19 protein-coding genes and 1 riboswitch are annotated in these 20700 nt (G+C 67.2%); of the genes, 12 read left to right on the forward strand and 7 right to left on the reverse strand.

The window, feature by feature from the left end:
* Positions 1-27: 27 nt before the first annotated feature.
* Positions 28-1614, reverse strand: coding sequence for a glutamate--cysteine ligase (gene gshA, locus ACNA0R_RS02975; protein ID WP_415824395.1), 1587 nt, complete (start codon positions 1612-1614; stop codon positions 28-30).
* Positions 1615-1800: 186 nt separating this feature from the next.
* Between gshA and ACNA0R_RS02980 the strand changes: the two genes are divergently transcribed.
* Positions 1801-2361, forward strand: a complete 561-nt coding sequence (locus ACNA0R_RS02980; protein WP_415824396.1) for a hypothetical protein — start codon at positions 1801-1803, stop codon at positions 2359-2361.
* Between the two features lie 68 nt (positions 2362-2429).
* Here ACNA0R_RS02980 and ACNA0R_RS02985 read toward each other — a convergent pair whose 3' ends face one another.
* On the reverse strand, positions 2430-2663 hold the full coding sequence (locus tag ACNA0R_RS02985) for a LuxR C-terminal-related transcriptional regulator (RefSeq protein WP_415824397.1): 234 nt from the start codon (positions 2661-2663) through the stop codon (positions 2430-2432).
* Positions 2664-3019: 356 nt separating this feature from the next.
* A riboswitch (SAM riboswitch) is annotated at positions 3020-3098 on the forward strand.
* Between ACNA0R_RS02985 and metX the strand changes: the two genes are divergently transcribed.
* The 5 genes from metX to ACNA0R_RS03010 all read left to right on the forward strand — a co-directional run bounded on the left by metX (position 3088) and on the right by ACNA0R_RS03010 (position 8272).
* Positions 3088-4416, forward strand: coding sequence for a homoserine O-succinyltransferase MetX (gene metX, locus ACNA0R_RS02990; protein ID WP_415824398.1), 1329 nt, complete (start codon positions 3088-3090; stop codon positions 4414-4416). It overlaps the preceding riboswitch by 11 nt.
* Entirely contained in the window at positions 4413-5015 is a 603-nt protein-coding gene (metW, locus tag ACNA0R_RS02995) for a methionine biosynthesis protein MetW (protein WP_415824399.1), read from the forward strand. Before metX ends, metW begins: the two co-directional genes overlap by 4 nt.
* Before the next feature lie 36 nt (positions 5016-5051).
* Positions 5052-6290: a muropeptide transporter gene (locus ACNA0R_RS03000; RefSeq protein ID WP_415824471.1), complete on the forward strand. Its 1239-nt coding sequence runs from the start codon at positions 5052-5054 to the stop codon at positions 6288-6290.
* Between the two features lie 168 nt (positions 6291-6458).
* A complete protein-coding gene (locus ACNA0R_RS03005; RefSeq protein ID WP_415824400.1) occupies positions 6459-7340 on the forward strand; it encodes a universal stress protein in 882 nt (293 codons plus the stop codon).
* Between the two features lie 92 nt (positions 7341-7432).
* The gene (locus ACNA0R_RS03010) at positions 7433-8272 is read left to right on the forward strand and encodes a universal stress protein (protein WP_415824401.1); all 840 of its coding nucleotides are present in this window, start codon (positions 7433-7435) and stop codon (positions 8270-8272) included.
* A gap of 31 nt (positions 8273-8303) precedes the next feature.
* On the opposite strand, the gene ACNA0R_RS03015 is transcribed toward ACNA0R_RS03010, so the two are convergent.
* Positions 8304-9086 carry an exodeoxyribonuclease III gene (locus tag ACNA0R_RS03015; protein WP_415824402.1) on the reverse strand — a complete coding sequence of 261 codons (783 nt, stop codon included), beginning with the start codon at positions 9084-9086 and terminating at the stop codon, positions 8304-8306.
* Positions 9087-9228: 142 nt separating this feature from the next.
* On the opposite strand from ACNA0R_RS03015, the gene pyrE reads away from it, so the two are divergent.
* A complete protein-coding gene (gene pyrE / locus ACNA0R_RS03020; protein ID WP_415824403.1) occupies positions 9229-9909 on the forward strand; it encodes an orotate phosphoribosyltransferase in 681 nt (226 codons plus the stop codon).
* Between the two features lie 120 nt (positions 9910-10029).
* Here pyrE and gatB read toward each other — a convergent pair whose 3' ends face one another.
* The 3 genes from gatB to gatC are packed head-to-tail and all read right to left on the reverse strand — an operon-like array spanning position 10030 to position 13339.
* Positions 10030-11484 (reverse strand): Asp-tRNA(Asn)/Glu-tRNA(Gln) amidotransferase subunit GatB, encoded by a 1455-nt coding sequence (gene gatB / locus ACNA0R_RS03025; protein ID WP_415824404.1) that lies wholly within the window; start codon positions 11482-11484, stop codon positions 10030-10032.
* The gene (gene gatA / locus ACNA0R_RS03030) at positions 11481-13028 is read right to left on the reverse strand and encodes an Asp-tRNA(Asn)/Glu-tRNA(Gln) amidotransferase subunit GatA (RefSeq protein WP_415824405.1); all 1548 of its coding nucleotides are present in this window, start codon (positions 13026-13028) and stop codon (positions 11481-11483) included. Before gatA ends, gatB begins: the two co-directional genes overlap by 4 nt.
* Before the next feature lie 2 nt (positions 13029-13030).
* On the reverse strand, positions 13031-13339 hold the full coding sequence (gene gatC / locus ACNA0R_RS03035; protein WP_415824406.1) for an Asp-tRNA(Asn)/Glu-tRNA(Gln) amidotransferase subunit GatC: 309 nt from the start codon (positions 13337-13339) through the stop codon (positions 13031-13033).
* Positions 13340-13554: 215 nt separating this feature from the next.
* On the opposite strand from gatC, the gene ACNA0R_RS03040 reads away from it, so the two are divergent.
* The 5 genes from ACNA0R_RS03040 to rodA all read left to right on the forward strand — a co-directional run bounded on the left by ACNA0R_RS03040 (position 13555) and on the right by rodA (position 19410).
* Positions 13555-14598 carry a rod shape-determining protein gene (locus ACNA0R_RS03040; RefSeq protein ID WP_057653883.1) on the forward strand — a complete coding sequence of 348 codons (1044 nt, stop codon included), beginning with the start codon at positions 13555-13557 and terminating at the stop codon, positions 14596-14598.
* 82 nt (positions 14599-14680) lie between these two features.
* Entirely contained in the window at positions 14681-15580 is a 900-nt protein-coding gene (gene mreC, locus ACNA0R_RS03045; RefSeq protein WP_415824407.1) for a rod shape-determining protein MreC, read from the forward strand.
* 73 nt (positions 15581-15653) lie between these two features.
* Positions 15654-16121, forward strand: coding sequence for a rod shape-determining protein MreD (gene mreD / locus ACNA0R_RS03050; RefSeq protein ID WP_415824472.1), 468 nt, complete (start codon positions 15654-15656; stop codon positions 16119-16121).
* A gap of 14 nt (positions 16122-16135) precedes the next feature.
* Positions 16136-18277 carry a penicillin-binding protein 2 gene (gene mrdA / locus ACNA0R_RS03055; RefSeq protein WP_415824408.1) on the forward strand — a complete coding sequence of 714 codons (2142 nt, stop codon included), beginning with the start codon at positions 16136-16138 and terminating at the stop codon, positions 18275-18277.
* Positions 18274-19410 (forward strand): rod shape-determining protein RodA, encoded by a 1137-nt coding sequence (gene rodA / locus ACNA0R_RS03060; RefSeq protein ID WP_415824409.1) that lies wholly within the window; start codon positions 18274-18276, stop codon positions 19408-19410. Before mrdA ends, rodA begins: the two co-directional genes overlap by 4 nt.
* Positions 19411-19482: 72 nt before the next feature.
* Here rodA and mutY read toward each other — a convergent pair whose 3' ends face one another.
* The gene (gene mutY, locus ACNA0R_RS03065) at positions 19483-20562 is read right to left on the reverse strand and encodes an A/G-specific adenine glycosylase (RefSeq protein ID WP_415824410.1); all 1080 of its coding nucleotides are present in this window, start codon (positions 20560-20562) and stop codon (positions 19483-19485) included.
* Positions 20563-20700: the final 138 nt, after the last annotated feature.

A 20700-nucleotide genomic window follows, 5' to 3' on the forward strand; every position in this document is an offset into this window, starting at 1 on the left:
GGACGAGCGGTCCCGCGCCGCTTCCGATCATACGCGCGGAATGTGTGACACAGGCGGCTTCAGGGCCTGGTGGTAGCGTGCGACATATGTATCGAAATCTATCGTGTCAGCGGCTTCGATGGCGGCCTGCTCGGCCAGGGAGGCGCGCGCCGTCTCGGCATATCCGGCGGCCTTGGCGGCCGTCAGCGGGGCGGCCAGCAGGGTATCGGCATGCCGGCGGCTCTGCTGCAGCGTGTATTCCAGGAAGCTGGCGCCGCTGCGCTTGAGTTCGTCCAGCAGGCGCGCCGACGGCGTGGACTGCGGTTCGTCCAGCTTGCCGGATTGCGCCGCCACCGCCCGCCGGTACGCGTCGCCGCCATAGGCGGCGTCCAGCAGCTCGGCGTAGGGCATGATCCGGTCGAGCAGTTCCTTGCCCCAGGCGCGCAATGGAATCGCGGCGCCGTCGCGCACCAGTTCCAGGCCGGGCCGGCGGCCCTCATTGACGACGCGGTTGAAGTTGCCGGCACTGTGGCTACAGAAGCCGGCGTCGTCGAAGTAAGGGCTGTCGCCGGTGGCGCAGAACAGCAGGAAGGCATCGGCAAAACGCGCCGTGTCCGCGGCGATGCCCACGGGCTCGAATGGGTCGATGTCCAGGCAACGGACCTCGACGTACTGCACGCCGCGCTCGGCCAGCGCGGTAATGGGGCGTTCGCAGCGGCCGGTGGCGCGCTTGGGCCGGATGCTCGAGTAGTACTCGTTTTCGATCTGCAGAACGTTGGTGTTCAGCTGGATCCACTCGCCGTCGCGCTTGGTGCCGATGGCCTCGTAGGCCGGCCACGGCATGGTCACGGCGGCATACAGGCGCTGGAGGAAGGTCGACAGGTCGTTGTAGCAGGGCTTGAGCTGCGACTGTGCCGGGTTGTGGTAACCCAGATCGCCCATGCGCAGGCTGGTGGCGTAGGGTAGGTACAGGGTGTCGCTGTCCAGCGATTGCAGCGGATGCTCCCGGCCGCGGAGGAAGTCCCTGGACAAGGCCGGCGCGGCGCCGAACAGATACATCAGCAGCCAGGAATAGCGCGTGAAATTGCGGATCAGGCCGATGTAGCCGGCCGAGCGGCGTTCCTGCTCGTTGGCGCCGGGCGGCTCCAGCAGCGTCCAGATATTGTCGTCCAGCGAAAAGTTGTAGTGCACGCCCGCGATGCACTGCATGGTCTTGCCATAGCGATGGGCGAGCCCGCGGCGGTAGACGTGCTTGAGCATGCCGGTGTTGGACGTGCCGTACCACGCGATGGGGATATCGGCTTCGGCGGGAAGCACCGCCGGCATGGACTGGTTCCAGATCAGCTCGCCGCCCAGGTTGGCATGGACGAAGCGGTGGATGTCCGCCAATTCCCCCATCAGGCCCGCGATGTCGCCATGCGTGCCGGTGATCAACTCCAGCAAGGCTTCGGAATAGTCGGTCGTGATGTGTTCGTTGGTCAGCGCGGAACCCAGCGCCGCCGGATGCGGCGTGCGCGCCAGATGCCCATGGAGATCGACCCGCAGGCCTTCTTTTTCGATGCCGCGCAGGGTACGGGTGAGCAGCTCCCGGTTGGCGTCCAGGCGGGCGTATCGACGGGCGGAAATATCGGTCACGGCAGGCTTCTTTTTTATGATCCAGGTTGATGGAGGCTGATTTTACGGGGTCCGTCCGTGGTCGCGCCGAGTAACCCGCGGCGCGCAGGGCCTATCGCGGTGTTCCGGGGACGCCGCCTCCCAGGCATGGGCGACAATGGCAAATGACCGTTATACCGCCGGTCGGCCGGGGAGGGCGATACGACAATGCCGCAAGCACGATACATCAGGCGCCACGTCATGCGCGGGGCCGGCTGCTGGTCCTTGGCGCCGCTGGCGCTGTGCGCCATGCTGCTGGGCGCCTGTACGCCGACCTACAACTGGCGCGAGGTGGAGATCGCCGATGGCGCCGCGCGCGCCAACTTCCCGGCGCGTCCCGGGACGGACACGCGGGATATCGGTCTGGGCGGCAGGACGCTGCGCTTTTCCCTGACGTCGGCCAGGGTGGAAGACGCGGTGTTCGCCGTGGGATATGCGCCATTACCGGAGGACCTGGCTTCCGATGCGGCCGCGCAACGCAAGCTGGCGGGGGACCTGGTCCGGGCCTTGCACGAGAACCTGCATGCCACGCCGCCGGCCGCGGCGCCGGAATACGGCGTCGACGTCGTGGTCCGCGGCCAGGCGGGCGGTCATCCGGTATGGGCGCTGGCGCGGGTGTGGGTGCGCGACGGGCTGCTCGTGGAGGCGGTGGCGACCGGATCGGAACATGGCCTGCCCGAGGGGCCGGCGCGCGAGTTCGTGGGGTCGCTGCGGTTCAACAGCCGTTGAAGACGGCTGTTGAACATGCTGGGCACCGCGCGCGACGCCAACGGTGCGAACGCGGGCCGGCGTCGGCTTCAGTGCTCGCGGCCGTCGCCGATGCGGCAGGCGGCCAGCAGGCCGCAGGTCAGCGCCGTGGCCACGGCGGCGCGGCGGTTGCGCGCGCACAGCTTGCGGCAGGCGTTCTGTAGATGGAAATTCACGGTCCGCTCGGTGACGCCCAGAATCATGGCGGTTTCCCGGCTGGTCTTGCCGGCGGCGGCCCACTGCAGACAGGCAGCCTCGCGTTCTGACAACTTCTTTTCTGGCATCGGAGCATCGTTGCCGTGACGGCTGGGATGAGGCGGGAAGGCGGGAATGCCGGCGATGGTGCAATAGCCGAGGGCGGCCGCCCAGCGATGACACGAATGGGAATTGCGGCGACGATTCCGCCGCGCGCGGGTAATCGTGCCGCGGCGATGCGGTCGGGCGCGAGGGTAACCGTGCGGCGGCGATGCGGTCGGGCGCGAGGGTAACCGTGCGGCGGCGATGCGGTCGGGCGCGAGGGTAACCGTGCGGCGGCGATGACGTCCGGCCCAGGCGCGGCGGCGTGCCCCCATGGCGCAGCCCGCGCTTCGCCGCGCCCCCTGGCCGGCTCGGTCCGGCGCCAATGCTAGAATCTGCCCTTCATTTCGGTGGCGCCGATTTGCCTGATCCGCTTGCGGGCGCCTGATAAATCCAGCTAAAGAGGTCTGCATGACTGCAACCATCGAGCAATCCGCCGGCGCGGGCGTTTCCGCGCCATCCGCCAGCACGACTGGTATTCCGGCCAGCGGCACGCCATCCGCCGGCGCCGTCGCCACCGGGTCCGAATGCGCCGGCTCTCCGGCCGCACCGCCGCCTTCCGCCGCGCGTTCCGTCGGCGTGGTCGCGCCCGTTTTCCTCAAGTTCACCGAACCCCTGCGCCTGGCCAGCGGTCAATCGCTGCCCAGCTACGAACTGGCGGTGGAAACCTACGGCACCCTGAACGCCCAGCGCAGCAATGCCGTGCTGATATGCCATGCGTTGAACGCCTCGCACCATGTCGCCGGCATCGCGGCCGACGATCCCAAGGACATCGGCTGGTGGGACAACATGGTTGGCCCGGGAAAGCCCGTGGATACCGAGCGTTTCTTCGTCATCGGCATCAATAACCTGGGCTCATGCTTCGGTTCGACCGGGCCGGCCAGCATCAATCCGGAAACCGGCAAGCCCTGGGGCGCCGCTTTCCCGGTGCTGACGGTGGAGGACTGGGTGCATGCCCAGGCCCGCGTCGCCGATCATTTCGGCATCGAGCGATTTGCCGCCGTCATGGGCGGCTCGCTGGGCGGCATGCAAGCCTTGAGCTGGGCGACGGCATGTCCCGAGCGCGTCGCGCATTGCGTGGTGATCGCCAGCACGCCGCGTCTGTCCGCGCAGAACATAGGCTTCAACGAAGTGGCGCGCCGCGCCATCATCACCGATCCCGATTTCCATGGCGGCGATTATTACGCGCACGGCACCGTGCCGCATCGGGGCCTGTCGGTCGCGCGCATGATCGGGCACATCACCTATCTGTCGCAGGACGACATGGCGGAAAAGTTCGGCCGCACGCAGCGCGAACCCGGCGCCAACGGCGAATACCGCTATGGCTACGACGTGGAATTCGAAGTGGAATCCTACCTGCGCTACCAGGGCGAGAAATTTTCGCGCTACTTCGACGCGAACACCTACCTGCTGATCACGCGCGCGCTGGATTATTTCGATCCCTCGCGCACGCATGGCGGCGATCTGGCGCGCTCGCTGGCGTCGGCGCAGGCGGGTTTTCTACTGGTGTCCTTCAGCACGGACTGGCGCTTTCCGCCGGAGCGGTCGCGCGAGATCGTGCGCGCCCTGCTCAAGAACGGCCGCCCGGTCACCTATGCGGAGATCGACGCGCCGCATGGCCACGATGCCTTCCTGCTGGACGACGCGCGCTATCACGCGGTGGTGCGCGCCTATTACGACCGCATTGCGCATGAACTGGGCTTGCCGCCCCGCGCGCTGGAAGCAAAGGGGGGCGAATGATAGCCGGTGCCCGTACGGAGCTGCGTGCCGATCTGGCGCGCATCGCCAGTTGGATCAATCCGGGTTCGCGCGTGCTGGACCTGGGCTGCGGCGACGGTGAATTGCTGGCCTGGCTGCGCGACCAACGCCAGGTCCGCGGCGCCGGCGTCGAAATCGACGACCATTACGTGATCGCATGCGTGCGCCGCGGGGTGGACGTGATCCAGCAGAACCTGGAAGATGGCCTGGCGCTGTTCGACGCAGGCCAGTTCGATACGGTGGTGTTGTCCCAGACCCTGCAATCCATGCATCGCAGCGAACACATCCTGCGCGAAATGGCGCGCGTGGCCAGGTATGGCGTGGTGTCGTTTCCCAACTTCGGCTACTGGCCGCATGGCTGGTCGATACTGCGCGGGCGCATGCCGGTGACGGGACAAATGCCGTACGAGTGGTACAACACGCCCAACATCCATTTATGCACGCTGCGTGATTTCGAGGATCTGGCCGCCAAGCTGGGACTGCGCATTCTGCAGCGGGCCACTTTCAATGACGACCGCGAAGTAAAGCTGCTGCCGGGATGGCGCAGCACGCTGGCGGTCTATCGCTTCGCCGCCGGTTGAACCCGGCGGCCAGGCCCGCCGTTACGGAGACCAGGTATTTCAGCCGCTGTCCGCCTTTATACGAGCCGCCGTGTCGCGCCCATGCTGGCGCTGGGTTTTTCCAGCGGTCTGCCGCTGGCGCTGACCAGCGGCACATTGCAGGCATGGGCGACCGTGGCCGGCGTGTCGCTGCAGGACATCGGCTTCCTGACGCTGGTCGGCACCGCCTACACCTTGAAGTTCCTCTGGGCGCCCCTGATCGACCGTTATGCGGTGCCCGTTCTGGGGCGCCGGCGCGGCTGGATGCTGGCGACGCAGCTGGCCCTGGCGGCCGGCATCGCGGCCATGGGCATGCTCTCGCCCGACCATGCCCTGATGCCGCTGGCCTTGCTGGCCGTGGCGGTTGCCTTTCTGTCCGCCACGCAGGACATTGCCTTCGACGCCTACAGCACGGACGTCCTGCACAAGGACGAGCGGGGCGGCGGCGCCGCGGTCAAGGTGCTGGGGTATCGCATCGCCATGCTGGTTTCCGGTGGCCTGGCCTTGATCCTGGCCGACGGCTGGCTGGGCTGGGGCAATACGTATGTGCTGATGGGCGGCTTGATGGCCGTGGGCGTGCTGGCCACGCTCTGGGCGCCGGAGCCGGAGCGCCCGGCGCCGCCGCCGCCCAGCCTGCTCGGGGCGGTGGTGGAACCTTTGCGGGAGTTCTTCTCCCGCCGCGGCGCCATCAGCCTGCTGATCCTGATCGTGCTGTACAAGCTGGGCGATGCTTTCGCGGGCGCCTTGTCGACCACCTTCCTGCTGCGCGGCGGCGGTTTCACGCCGACCGAAGTGGGCACGGTGAACAAGCTGCTGGGGCTGGCGGCCACCATCGTCGGCGCGCTGGCGGGCGGATCCCTGATGGCCCGCATGGGCCTCTACCGGTCGCTGATGCTGTTCGGCGTGCTGCAGGCGGTGTCCAACCTGGGCTACTGGCTGGTCGCGCTCAAGCCCGGGAGCCTGCCCTTGATGGCCGCCGCCGTGGGCCTGGAGAATTTGTGCGGCGGGCTGGGCACGGCATCCTTCGTGGCGCTGGTCATGGCCCTGTGCCGGCAAGAGTTCTCGGCCACGCAGTTCGCGCTGCTGTCGGCGATGGCCGCGGTGGGCCGCACCTATCTGGCCGGGCCGCTGACGCCGGTCCTGGTCGACCGGATGGGCTGGGCGCCGTTCTTCCTGACGACGGTGCTGATCGCGCTGCCGGGCCTGGTGCTGCTGTATCTGCGCCGGCGCGAGATCCGGGCGCTGGACCAGGCATAAGGGCGCTGTCTCTTCCCGATCCGCGCCAGCCCGGCAATCTTCGATCGGCCGCGCGTCCCTTTCATCGGCGCATTGTCGTTTTGATTCTCGCGCGGTGATAATGAGCGCGTTGGCCACGGCTGATGGTCCACACCAGCCGTCCCCGGCCAGCCCCCCACGGAGGCCATCATGTCGACGTACGCGCATTCCCAGCCCGCCGCGCCCATCCTGCTGGCCACGGACCTCAGCGCCCAAGGCGATCGCGCCCTGGATCGCGCCGTCGCGCTGGCCCGGGCCCAGGGCGCGCGCCTTATCGCCATGCACGTAATGGAACCCGGCATGCCGGCCGGCGCCGGCGGCGCGCCCGCCTGGCACCGGCTGAGCGAGGACCACCGAGCGTGGGCGCGTTACCGCCTTGGACTGGACCTGGACGCCGCCGGTGTCGAATGCGACATCCGCGTGGAAAGCGGCGATGCCGCGGAGCAGATCCTGGCGGCGGCGCAGGAGTTGGGATGCGGGTTGGTGGTCACCGGCGTCGGACGCAACGAGTCGCTGGGCAAACTGCTCCTGGGCTCCACCGTCCGCAAGCTGGTGCGCCAATCGGCCGCGCCGGTGCTGGTGGTGAAGAACCGGCCTCACGGGCCGTACCCGGACGGCATCGTCGCCACCGACTTTTCGCCCGAATCGGGCCACGCGCTGCGGATGGCGGCCCGCCTGCTGCCCGCCACTCCGCTCACGCTATTCCACGCATGCGACACGGTGCTGGGCATGCCGGGCGACGCCGCCCGGGCGCCGGAGTCCCTGCAGCGGGATCTGGACAATGAAATGCACCGCTTCCTCGACGCCCATGGCGATCTGCCGCCCGGCGTGCCGGCGGACACCGTCGTCCAATACGGAGAACCCGAAACGCTGCTGTCCGAATACGTGTTTCAACGGCGCTGCGATCTGGTGATTGCCGGCACGCAGCGCATGAAGGGCATCATGGGCGCGATGGTGGGCAGCGTGGCGGAACGCCTGCTGGAATCGCTGCCCAGCGACGTCATGCTGGTGCGGGGCCAGGCGGCGCCTTAGCGCAGGCCGGCCGGGCGCATGCTGGGACGCCCGGAAATACAACGAGAATGGACCGGCGGGGGCGGGGAATATTCCATTCCGGGAGACAAATCATGCACAGCTTTTCGGGGCCTATCCTGCTCGCCACGGACTTGAGCGCGCGTGGCGACCGCGCCTTGGACCGCGCCATACTGCTGGCGCGCCAATTCGACACGGCGGTCATTGCCTTGCACGTCATCGAATCGCAGTCCCGCGCGCTGCGCACATCCCAGCCGTCGGTGACCGAGCGTGAAGCGCAGGCCCGGCGCGCCTTGCTCAGGGACCTGGAGGGCGTCGATATCGACGTCGTGGTCCGTTGCGGCGAACCCGTCCGGCTGTTGCAGCAGGCGGCGGATGAGAACGCCTGCTCCCTCATCGTCGCCGGGGTGGCGCGCGACGAAACCCTGGGCCGCATCCTGCTGGGCACCACCGTGGAAAAGCTGGTGCGGGAATCGCCTGTCCCGGTGCTGGTGGTCAAGCGCCGGGCGCGCCAGCCGTATCGCGATGCGGTGATTGCCAGCGATTTTTCGGAGGCCTCCCGGCCGGCCCTGCGTGCCGCCCTGGCGCTGCTGCCGGTATCCGGCCTGACCCTGTTCCACGCTTTCGACCTGCCCGGGAACCGCAGGGATGAGCTGAATGCCAAGGGGTTCCAGCGTACGGCGGAAGAAGCCGCCGCCCAATTCCTGGAAGACACGCCGGAACTGCACGGAGCCAACAAGCCGAAGATACAAGTCGCGGCCGGCCTGGCGGAGCGCGTTCTGCTCGCCTACGCCGAACAAACCGATTGCGATTTGCTGGTCACGGGCACGCACGGCAGCACCGGCTTGATCCGCACGGCAATCGGCAGCGTGGCGGACGCGTTGATAGAGAAAGCGCCGTGCGACGTCCTGGTGGTGCGGCAGCCCCGCCGCTAGTCCGGTCAGGCTGACGGGCAGGCCGGCGTCCCTACAGCGAGGTGTCGTAGTCGATGGTCAGCGGCGCATGGTCGCTGAAGCGCTCGTCCTTGTAGATCGCCGCGGTCGTGGCCGTGGCGGCGATCTCCGGCGTGGCGATCTGGTAATCGATGCGCCAGCCCACGTTCTTGGCCCAGGCCTGGCCGCGGTTGCTCCACCAGGTATAGGCCTCGCCCGTCGTTTCCGGATGCAGGCGGCGATAAACGTCGGTCCAGCCCAGGTCGGCGAATACCTTGGTCAGCCAGGCGCGCTCTTCCGGCAGGAAGCCGCTGTTCTTCATATTGCCTTTCCAGTTCTTCAGGTCGATCTCGTTGTGCGCGATATTCCAGTCGCCGCACAGAACGACTTGCCGGCCGCATTTCACCAGCGTGGCCAGATGGCTGTAGAAATGCTCCATGAACGCGAACTTGGCGGTCTGCCGGTGTTCGCCGCTGGATCCGGACGGCAGATAGACCGAGATGATGGAGTGGCGGTCGTAGACCAGTTCGATATACCGGCCTTCGGCATCGATCTCGGGTACGCCCAGGCCTTCGATGACCTGCAGCGGCTGCGTGCGGGCATAGACGCCCACGCCGCTATAGCCCTTTTTCTCGGCATAGTGGAAATACCCGCACAACCCCGGCGGGTTGAGCATTTCCAGGGTCATGTCGGCGGCCTGGGCCTTGAGTTCCTGCAGGCAGATGAAGTCGGCGTTCTGCTTGGCGACCCAGGGGAAAAAGCCCTTGTTGGCGGCGGACCGGATGCCGTTCAGATTGGCGGAGATGATGCGGAGCATGGCTGTCTGTCGATTGCGCGATGGCCGCTAGGGTACTAGAAATGCCGGCGCGCGTGCGCGGCGCGGCGGCCGGGCACGAAGGCGGGCGGAGCAGGCATAATTCCGCTTTGCCCAGTTATCCCTTCGTTTCCCCGGTGACCGTATGACCGCTTCCGCCGCTCCATCCGTCGAATTCGTCCGTTTCGCTCTTGACCAGGGCGTGCTGCGCTTCGGCAGCTTCAAGGTCAAGTCGGGGCGCATCAGCCCGTATTTTTTCAATGCCGGATTGTTCAGCGACGGCGCGTCGATGAACCGGTTGGGCTCGTTCTACGCGGGCGCATTGCTGGATTCCGGGCTGTCCTTCGATATGCTGTTCGGGCCGGCGTACAAAGGCATCCCGCTGGCGACGGCCACGGCCATGGCGCTGGCGGCCGATCCGCGCGGCGGCGGGCGCGCCATGCCGTTCGCCTACAACCGCAAGGAAGCCAAGGACCATGGCGAAGGCGGGACGCTGGTCGGCGCGCCGCTCAAGGGCAAGGTGGTCATCATCGACGATGTCATCACCGCCGGCACGTCGGTGCGTGAATCGGTGGACATCATCCGTGCCGCCGGCGCGGAGCCCGCGGCGGTGCTGATCGCGCTGGATCGCATGGAGCGCGCCGGTCCGGATGACGCCCTGTCGGCGCATTCCGCGGTGCAGGACGTGGCCCGTACCTACGGTATTCCGGTGGTCAGCATCGCGTCGCTGACCGACATCCTGGCCTTGCTGGAAAACGCGCCGGAATTCGGCGAGCACCGGCAGGCGGTGCTCGCGTACCGGCAGAAGTACGGCGTGACCGGCTGATCGCCGGCGCCGGTGGTCGAAGCGCCGTGCGCGCGGCGGCGCCGGCCGCGGCCGGATACCGGGAGGCCGGGCGTCGCCCGCGCGACGCCGCCCGCCGCGGGCGCCTCGGAATAGCGCCCGCTATCCCAGTTTCTGCTTCAGCAGTTCATTGACCTGCTGCGGGTTCGCCTTGCCCTTGGCGGCCTTCATGATCTGGCCCACCAGGGAATTGAAGGCCTTCTGCTTGCCCGCCCGGTACTCCTCGACGATGGCCGGGTTGGCCGCCAGCACCTCGTCGATCATCGCGCCTATCGCGCCGCTATCGCTGATCTGCTGCAGGCCGCGCGCTTCGATGATGGCATCGGGCTGGCCGCCTTGCTCGCCCGCCCACATCCCCGCGAAGACTTCACGGGCGATCTTGTTCGAAATCGTGCCATCCAGGATGCGCGCGATCAGCGCGGCCAGGGCGGGCGCGGCGACCGGCGATGCGGCGACTTCGATTTCCGAGCGATTGAGCGCGGCGGCCAGCTCGCCCATCACCCAGTTGGCTGCCTGCTTGGCCTGGCCTTCCGGCAACGCGCGCGCGACCGCTTCGAAGTAGTCCGCCATATCGCGGCTGGTGGTCAATTGCGCCGCATCGTAGGCGGAAAGGCCATATTGCGTTTCGAAGCGGGCGCGCTTGTCCGCCGGCAGCTCCGGCATGGTCGCGCGCACCTCGTCCACCCAGGCCGACGAAATCACCAGCGGCGGCAGGTCCGGATCGGGGAAATAGCGATAGTCGTGCGCGTCTTCCTTGCTGCGCATGCTGCGCGTTTCATCGCGGTCCGCGTCGTACAGGCGCGTTTCCTGCACCACCGTGCCGCCGTCCTCGATCAGTTCGATCTGGCGCCGCGCCTCGTAGACGATGGCCCGTTCCAGGAAGCGGAAAGAGTTGACGTTCTTGATCTCCGTGCGCGTGCCGAATTCCTTCTGCCCCATCGGCCGCACCGAAACGTTGGCGTCGCAGCGGAACGAGCCTTCCTGCATATTGCCGTCGCAGATGCCCAGCCACACCACCAGGCTGTGCAGCGCGCGGGCGTAGGCGACGGCTTCGGCGGTCGAGCGCATTTCCGGTTCGCTGACGATCTCCAGCAGGGGCGTGCCCGCGCGGTTCAGGTCGATGCCGCTGGCCGGCGCGCCGTTGGCCAGGTGGAACTCGTCGTGCAGCGACTTGCCGGCGTCTTCTTCCAGATGCGCGCGCGTCAATTGCACCGTCTTGGCCGTTTCGCCGACGAAGAACGAAATCGAGCCGCCGCTGACGACGGGGATCTCGTACTGGCTGATCTGGTAGCCCTTGGGCAGATCGGGATAAAAGTAATTCTTGCGCGCGAAAATCGAGCGCGGCGCGATCTGGCCGCCCACCGCCAGCCCGAAGCGGATGGCGCGTTCGGCCGCGGCACGGTTCATCACCGGCAGGCTGCCCGGCAAGGCCAGGTCGACCAGGTTCGCCTGCGTATTGGGCGCCGCGCCGAAACGCGTGCTGCTGCCCGAAAAGATTTTCGATTCGGTGGAAAGCTGGGTATGCGTTTCCAGGCCGATGACGATTTCCCAGTTCATGTCAGTTGTCCATTACTCGTCTCAGGCACGCGACGGTGCCAATCCGTTACGGCTTGGTAGCGGTCGGCGATCGCCAGCAGGCGGCCTTCGTCGAAATAGTTGCCGATGATCTGCAAGCCCACGGGGCGACGCGCATGCGCGCCGGCGCCGAACCCGCAGGGCACCGACATAGCCGGCAACCCCGCCAGACTGACGCCCAGCGTGTAGACGTCGGCCAGCCAGTCCGCCGTCGGATCATCGCGGTTTTCGCCGATATTCTTGGCGACCGTCGGCGCCACCGGACCCATGATGACGTCGCATTGCGACAGGGCGTTCTGGAAGTCCCGCGCGATCAGGCGGCGCAGGCGCTGCGCCTGCAGGTAGTAAGCGTCGTAATAGCCGTGCGACAGCACATAGGTGCCGATCAGGATGCGGCGCCGTACTTCATCGCCGAACCCTTCGGCCCGCGAACGGCTGATCATTTCGGTCAGGTCGCCGTATTGCGCGGCGCGATGGCCGTAGCGCACGCCGTCGTAGCGGGCCAGGTTGCTGGATGCCTCGGCCGGCGCGATGACGTAATACGCGGGAATCGCCAGTTCGGTGCGCGGCAGCGAAATTTCCACGCGCCGCGCGCCCAGCGCTTCGAATTGCGCCAGCGCCGCTTCCACCGCGGCACGCACTTCGTCGGCCAGGCCATCGCCCAGGTACTCGGCCGGCACGCCGATGCGCAGGCCGGCCAGCGGCTTGGCGCCGGCGGCCTCGTACGCCGCCTGGGCGGCGTCGAAGTCGCGTCGCACGCGCCCGGGTTCGTTGGCGTCCTTGCCGCAGCGCTCGACGCTGGTGGCGTCGCGCGGATCGAAGCCCGCCATGACGTCCAGCAGGGCCAAGGCATCGCGGCTGCTGGCGGCCAGCGGACCCGCCTGGTCCAGGCTGGAGCCGAACGCCACGATGCCGAAGCGCGATACCGTGCCGTACGTGGGCTTGATGCCGGTCACGCCGCACAGCGCGGCCGGTTGACGCACCGACCCGCCGGTGTCGGTGCCGGTGGCCGCGGCAACCAGGCGGGCCGCCACGGCGGCCGCCGAACCGCCGGACGAACCGCCGGGCACGGCATCCGTATCCCAGGGGTTGCGCACCGCGCCAAAGGCGGAGTTCTCGTTGCCCGACCCCATGGCGAATTCATCGCAGTTCAGTTTGCCGATGGAAACGGCGCCGGCCTGTTGCAGGCGCTCTACCACGGTGGCGTCGAAGGGGCTGACGTAGCGGTCCAGCATGCGGCTGCCGGCCGTGGTGCGCCAGCCGCGCGTCACGAAGGCGTCCTTGTGCGCGATGGGGATGCCCGTCAGCGGGCCGGCCGTGCCCGACGCCAGGGCGGCGTCGGCGGCGCGCGCCTGTTCCAGGGTCAGTTCGGCGTCGATGTGCAGGAAGGCGTTCAGCGCGGACGCCGACCGGGCGGCGTCCAGGGCGCTGGACGCCAGTTCCACGGCGCTGACCTCGCGCCGGTCCAGGGCCTGCCGCAGGGCCGCGATATCGGCGAATTGGGTGTGCAGGGCGGGTTTGGTCATGCTTACTCCAACACCTTGGGGACCAGGAACAAGCCGTCCTGCGCTTCGGGGGCGTTGCGCATCAGGGCCGCGCGTTCGCTTTCCGAGCCCGATTCCGTGACGCGGTCCTCGCGCAGGCGCAGTTCAACCTCGTCCAGCGCCGACAGGGGATGGGCCATGGGCTCGACGCCCTTGGTGTCTTCCTGTTGCAGGCGCTCGATGATGTGCAGCATGCCGTTGAGCTCGCGCAGCGCGTGCGCGCGCCGTTCCGGGGTGAGCTCGATTCTGGCCAGCCGGGCAATGCGGGCCACGTCTTCTTCGTTTAGCGCCATGGGAGTGTAAAAAGTGTGGAGCCGCTGGAGGAGCCGTTACATGACAGGCCAGCAGTAGTTACAAAGCTTGGAATAGCCGGGAATTGCGGTCTATTTCCCCTGAAATTATAAGTTATCATTCACGGTTTAATCGCTGCACCCGCAGGCGCGCCGTTCCAGGCTGGCGTCCGGTCGCAGTCACGTCCCAAATTCCTGATCTAGCTGAGCCTATATCCATGTTCGGATTCCTGCGTAGTTATTTTTCCAGCGATATGGCGATCGATCTCGGCACGGCCAATACGCTGATCTACGTTCGCGGCAAAGGCATCGTGCTGGATGAGCCATCCGTAGTCGCGATCCGCCACGAAGGCGGCCCCAACGGCAAGAAAATCATCCAGGCCGTGGGCCATGAAGCCAAACAGATGCTGGGCCGCGTGCCCGGCAATATCGAAGCCATACGCCCGATGAAGGACGGCGTGATCGCCGACTTCACGGTAACCGAGCAAATGCTCAAGCAGTTCATCCGCATGGTGCACCCGCGCAACATGCTGGCTCCCAGCCCGCGCATCATCGTCTGCGTACCCTGCGGCTCCACCCAGGTCGAGCGCCGCGCCATCCGCGAATCCGCGTTGGGCGCGGGCGCATCCCATGTGTACCTGATCGAGGAACCCATGGCGGCCGCCATCGGCGCCGGCCTGGCGGTTTCCGACGCCAGCGGCTCCATGGTGGTGGACATCGGCGGCGGCACGACCGAAGTCGCGGTCATCTCGCTGGGCGGCATGGTGTACAAGGGTTCGGTCCGTGTCGGCGGCGACAAGTTCGACGAGGCCATCGTCAACTACATCCGCCGCAACTACGGCATGCTGATCGGCGAACCGACCGCCGAACTGATCAAGAAGCAGATCGGTTCCGCCTTCCCCGGTTCGGAAGTCCGCGAAATCGAAGTCAAGGGCCGCAACCTGGCCGAAGGCGTGCCGCGCAGTTTCACGGTATCGTCCAATGAAATCCTGGAGTCGCTGACCGATCCGCTGAACCAGATCGTGTCGGCGGTGAAAATAGCCCTGGAACAAACGCCGCCGGAACTGGGGGCGGATATTACCGACAAGGGCATTGCGCTGACCGGCGGCGGCGCGCTGTTGCGCGATCTGGACCGCCTGCTGCAGGAAGAAACCGGCCTGCCCGTAGTGGTGGCGGACGACCCGCTGACCTGCGTGGTGCGGGGCTGCGGCGAAGCGCTCGAGCATCTGGAAAAGCTCGGCGCCATTTTCATCAACGATTGATCCTTGCGCCTGGCCGCGGCCGCTGGAACAAGGCGGCTACGGGTGGGCGGCCGGCACCGGGCCCTTACGCCCGTGAGTATCCATGCCCCAACTTAACGCCACCACACCGCGGCTGTTCCGACACGGCCTGCCCGCCGAGGCGAAGCTGGCGATCCTGGTCGTTCTGGCCCTGGCGCTATTGGTGGGCGACTCGCAGTGGCGCGTCCTCGAACCCGTGCGGCGCGGCGTCTCCGTTGCGCTGTATCCGTTCCAGCGCGCCGTCCTGCTGCCGCGCGATATCGTCCAGCAGGTCAACGAGTGGTACAACGCCGCCAACCTGGTTCGCACGGAAAACGAAGCGCTGCAGCGCCAGCGCATCGAACTGGCGCAGGTGGCCACGCATGCCGCGCAGATGGCCGCCGAGAACGCCCAGCTGCGCCGCCTGCTGGGCGTGACGGACACCCTGGCGCAACAGGCGGTGGTGGTGGAGGTGCTGTACGAGCCGCCCAACGCCTTCAATCAACGGCTGGTTTTCAACAAGGGTAGCAGCCAGGGCCTGGCCCCGGGCATGCCGGTCATCGACGAAGGCGGCGTGGTGGGGCAGATCGTGCGGGTGACGCCCATGACCGCCGAGGCCGCCCTGGTCACCGACGAGCAGGTGTCCATACCCGTGCAGATCCTGCGCAATGGCTTGCGCTTGATCGCCTTTGGCGGCAACCAGCCGGGCAAGATGGAAGTGCGTTATCTTGCCGCGAATGCCGACATCAAAGAGGGCGATACTATTATCACCAGCGGTGTGGGCGGGCTGTTCCCCGCGGGCCTGCCGGTCGCCAAGGTCACCAAGGTGGAGCGCGATACCGCATCCGGGTTCGCCCGCGCCCTGTGCGAGCCGCTGGCCCATCCCGAGCGGTACCGCCATTTCCTCGTTCTGCAGGTCGACGTCAAGCGCGCCGAAGTCAACCGCCAGGAGGCCGACTCCAGTGAGTCCGATAAACCGGAGTGAATCCCACGGCGCGGCGCTGCGCCCGCGCAGGACGGTGGAGCCCGAACGGGTGGCGCGCCCGGCGCATGCCGTCATGGTGTGGGGCTCGGTGCTCCTGGTGTGGCTGGTCTCCCTGCTGCCGTGGCGGCTGTGGGAGCAGGCGCCCGACATTCTGATCCTGGTCATCGCCTTCTGGTGCGTGCACGAACCGCGGCGCATCGGCATGGTGACCGCCTTCGTGTTCGGCCTGCTGATGGACGTGCATGACGCCGGCGTGCTGGGCGGCAATGCGCTGTCCTATACCCTGGTCGCCTATGGCGCCGTCATCCTTCATCGCCGCCTGCAGCGCTTCGATTTATTGAGCCAGGCCATGCACATGCTGCCCATCTTCCTGGTGGCGCGGCTGGTGACCATCTTGATCAAGGCGTGGATAGCCGGCAAATGGCCGGGCTGGGACTGGGCCGTGGGCGCCGCCATTACCGCCGCCTTGTGGCCTGTCGCGGGCTGGCTGCTGCACCTGCCGACGCGCGGCGCCGACGATGCCGAGTCGGCATCGGTCTGATCGTTTTTTCCGACATGTTTGAATTCAAAAAGACCGGCGCGCAGCAGAAACAGCGCTTCAGGTTGCGAGCCTGGGTGGGCGGCGTCGCCGCCTTGCTGTGCTTCGGCCTGCTGGTGGGGCGTTTCTGGATGCTGCAGGTGGACCGCTATGAAGGTCTGTCCGAGCGCGCCGACCGCAACCGGATCGCCGTGGTGCCCATCCCGCCGCGCCGCGGCGAAATCCTGGACCGCAATGGCGTCGTGCTGGCGCGTAACTACCGCACCTATACGCTGGAGATCGTTCCCGCGCAGGTGGGCAATATCGATGCGCTATTCAAGGCCCTGACCCCGGTGGTCTACCTGAGCCCCACCGACCAGCGCCGGCTCAAGCGGCGCATCGCCGAAAACAGCCGCTACGCCACCCTGACGCTGCGCGACAACCTGAACGACACCGAGGCCGCCTGGTTCGCCGCGCATGCCTTCCAGTTTCCGGGCGTGGAGCTGCGCGCCCGCTGGGTGCGCGAATATCCCGAGGGCAAGGCCGCGGCGCACGTGGTCGGCTACATCGGCCGGATCTCCGACGGCGATATCGAGGAGCTGGAAGCCAGCGGCCAGCTGGGCAACTACCGCGGCACCGACGTCATCGGCAAGAAAGGCATAGAGAAAAGCTGGGAGACGCAACTGCACGGCCGCACCGGGCTGGAGGAAGTGGAAGTCACGGCCGGCGGGCGTCCCGTGCGCACCTTGCGGCGCATCGATCCGGTGCCCGGTTCGGACATCAAGCTGTCCATCGACATGCGCCTGGAGAAGGTGGCCGAGGAAGCCTTCGGCGACCAGCGCGGCGCCCTGGTGGCGATCGACCCCGACACGGGAGAGGTCCTGGCCTTCGTGTCGCAGCCTTCGTACGATCCCAATCTGTTCGTCGACGGGATCGACGTCGACAACTGGCGCATGCTGAACGAATCGCCGGATCATCCGCTGATCAACCGGCCCATCTACGGCACCTATCCCATCGGGTCCACCTACAAGCCCTTCGTCGCGCTGGCCGCGCTGGAACTCGGCAAGCGCCGGGCGACGGATCGCATACCGGATCCCGGCTATTTTGAATTCGGCGGGCAGAAGTTCCGCAACGCCGCGGGCGCGGTCTTCGGCCCGACCGATATGCACAAGGCCCTGGTGGTGTCGTCGGATACCTACTTCTTTTCGCTGGGCCCGGAAATCGGCGTGGATGCTTTGCACGATTTCACCAAGCAGTTCGGGTTCGGCCAGATCACCGGCATCGACCTGGACGGGGAAAAGCGCGGCGTGCTGCCGTCCACGGCCTGGAAGCGCAGCGCCTACAAGGACAAGGACAAGCAGCGCTGGTATGCCGGCGAGTCGGTGTCGGTGGCGGTGGGGCAGGGGTACAACGCCTTCACCATCCTGCAGCTGGCGCAAGCCACCGCGACGCTGGCCAACAATGGGCTGTATCGCAAGCCCCATCTGGTGCATTCGGTGGAAGACCCGCGCACGGGTCTATTCGTCACGACGCCCAGTTCTCCGAACTACCAGATACCGCTGCACCAGGTCAATCTGGACGTGGTGAAGAACGCCATGGCGGACGTGGTGCGCGTGGGTACGGCGCGGCAGGCCTTTCGCGGCGCGGCCTACCAGGCCGCGGGCAAGACCGGCACCGCGCAGGTGTATAGCCTGCGCGGCGCGCGCTATCACGCCAGCGCCGTCGATGAACGGCTGCGCGACCATGCCTTGTTCATGGGATTCGCGCCGGTCGACCATCCGCGCATAGCCGTGGCCCTGATCGTGGAGAACGCCGGCTGGGGCGCCAGCGCGGCCGCGCCCATCGCCCGCAAGGTGTTCGATGCCTGGCTGACCCAGGATCAACCCGATATGCCACCCAAGCAGCCCAGCGTTGCCGCGAACGAACCCGCCGCGGCGGGCGCCACGCCGGCGCCTCGCGCCGCGCAGGGCGGGCGCGCCGCCCCGCCGCCGACCCCGGCGCCGCCCAGCGTCGCCGCCAATCAGCCCGACACGCCGCCGCGCCGGCGGGACGTGGGCGGCAATCAACCCGATACGCCGCCGCGCCGGCCGGACGCCGCGCGGAACAAGGCCGACGCGCCGCCGCGCCAGCCGGTGGTCGCGGTCCGCACCGACGCCACCCCGACGGGGACCGATCGATGAAGCGCCTGGCCCTGATCCTGCTGCGTGTGGTGACGGCATTCGACTGGCCGCTGCTATGCATCCTGGTCCTGTTGGCCGCCCTGGGACTGACGGTGATGCACTCGGCGGTGGGCAGCACGGACTGGCGCTTCGCCGACCAGTCGCGCAACTTCGTCATCGCGTTTTTCGCCATGTGGGCGGTGGCGCTGCTTCCGCCCAAATGGCTGATGAAACTGGCCCCGCCGGCCTATGTGCTGGGCGTGGCGCTGCTGCTGGCGGTGGAGCTTTTCGGCGAGACCAGCAAAGGCGCGACGCGCTGGCTGAACCTGGGCGTCACGCGCATCCAGCCTTCGGAGATGATGAAGATCGCGCTGCCCTTGATGCTGGCCTGGTACTTCCAGCGGCACGAAGGCCAGGTGCGCATACGCGACTTCCTGTTCGCCGGGCTGCTGCTGGGCGTGCCTTTCCTGCTTATCGTGCGCCAGCCCGACCTGGGCACGGCGCTGCTAGTCTTCGGCGCCGGGTTCTGCGTCATCTATTTTGCCGGCCTGTCGTTCAAGCTGCTGATACCCGTGGTGGTGGCGGGGGTCATCGGCATCGGAACGCTGGTCAGCTACGAAGGCCAGCTTTGCCAGCCCGAAGTCGACTGGGTGGTGCTGCACGACTACCAGAAGCACCGTGTCTGCACCCTGCTGGATCCCAGCACGGACCCCCTGGGCAAGGGCTTTCATACGATCCAATCCATGATCGCCGTGGGCTCCGGAGGCCTGTACGGCAAGGGTTACATGAAAGGCACCCAGACGCATCTGGACTTCATCCCGGAACGTACGACCGACTTCATCTTCGCGGTTTATGCGGAGGAGTTCGGCCTGTATGGCGGGGTGTTGATCCTGGTGCTGTATGGCCTGCTGATCGCCCGCGGCCTGACCATCGCCACGCGCGCGACCTCGCAGTTCGGGCGATTATTGTGCGGCTCGCTGACGATGATGTTCTTTATCTACGTGTTCGTGAATATCGGCATGGTGACCGGCATCCTGCCCGTGGTGGGGGTGCCGCTGCCCTTCATGAGCTATGGCGGGACCGCCTTGCTGACGGTGGGCGTCGCCTGCGGGATGCTGATGAGCGTCAATCGGCATCGTTCGGTCAAGACTTAGCGGGGGATGCGGCCGGGGGCGGCCGCGCGCCCGCGCGGTTTTGCGCTGGCCCGCTGCGCGACGAATGCCGGCCTACGCCGCCGGCGCCATGAGGTCTTCCGGCAAGCCGTCCGCGAACAGTCCGTCGATCAATTTGCGCACCGGCGCCGGCAGGGCCACCGCCGCCGAGCCGGCCGCATCCACCCATTGCCACGGCTTGCCGGCCATGTCGGGGGCTTGCGCCAGGACGACGTACCAGGGCCGCACATGCAGGCGGAAGTGCGTGAACGTATGGGCGAACGCCGCGAGCTCGAAGATCGCGGCCGGGGTCGCGCCCAGCTCGCGGCAAGCCGACGCCGCATCCAGGGCCGCATCGAATTCCGGCAGGCTCCACAGCCCGCCCCAGATGCCGGGCGACGGACGCCGTTGCAGCAATATCCGGCCTTCGTGCTGCAGGACCAGCATGCCGGTGCGTCGCTCCGGCGACGCCTTGCGCGTTTTGGGCGTGGGGAGCTCGGCCTGCCGCCCCTCTCGCCGCGCGATACAGGTCTCCGCGACGGGACAGCGGTCGCACGAGGGCCTGCCTCGCACGCACAGGGTGGCGCCCAGGTCCATCAAGCCCTGGGTATAGGCGCCCATGTCGACCTCGTGGCCGGCGCCGTCCGCCAGTTGCGCGTCCGCCAGGCCCCATAGCCGGATCTCCGTCTCGCGCCGCGCGGGGTCGCCGGCAATGCCGAAATGGCGCGCGAACACGCGCTTGACGTTGCCGTCCATGATCGGCGAACGCTCGCCATAGGCGAATGCCGCGATGGCGGCCGCGGTGGAGCGGCCTATGCCTGGCAAGGTGGCGATGGCGGCGGCGTCGGGCGGGAACCGGCCACTCCAGTCGCGCACGATTTCCTGCGCGCAGCGATGCAGGTTGCGGGCGCGGGCGTAGTAACCCAGTCCCGCCCAATAAGGCATCACGTCTTCCTGGTCGGCCGCGGCCAGCGCGCGCAGGTCGGGAAAGCGTTCCAGGAAGCGTTGGTAGTAGGGGATGACCGTGCTTACCTGGGTCTGCTGCAGCATGATTTCCGACAGCCAGATGCGATACGGATCCCGGGTGTTCTGCCACGGCAGATCATGGCGGCCATGGCGTTGTTGCCAAGTCGCAATACGGGTTGCAAAGTCCATACGCGATTATTGCATTCCGGCATGGGCGAGCGTCCGAATGACTCGGCTCGAGCGCGGGCCGCCCCGCATCCTGGCGGGAACACCGATTGCGCCGCTTCCGCGCCAGGAGTAAAAGACCGGTACAGGCAGGAAGCAAAA

This window comes from Bordetella sputigena (genome assembly GCF_965137885.1).
Taxonomy (GTDB): Bacteria; Pseudomonadota; Gammaproteobacteria; order Burkholderiales; family Burkholderiaceae_B; genus Bordetella_C; species Bordetella_C sputigena.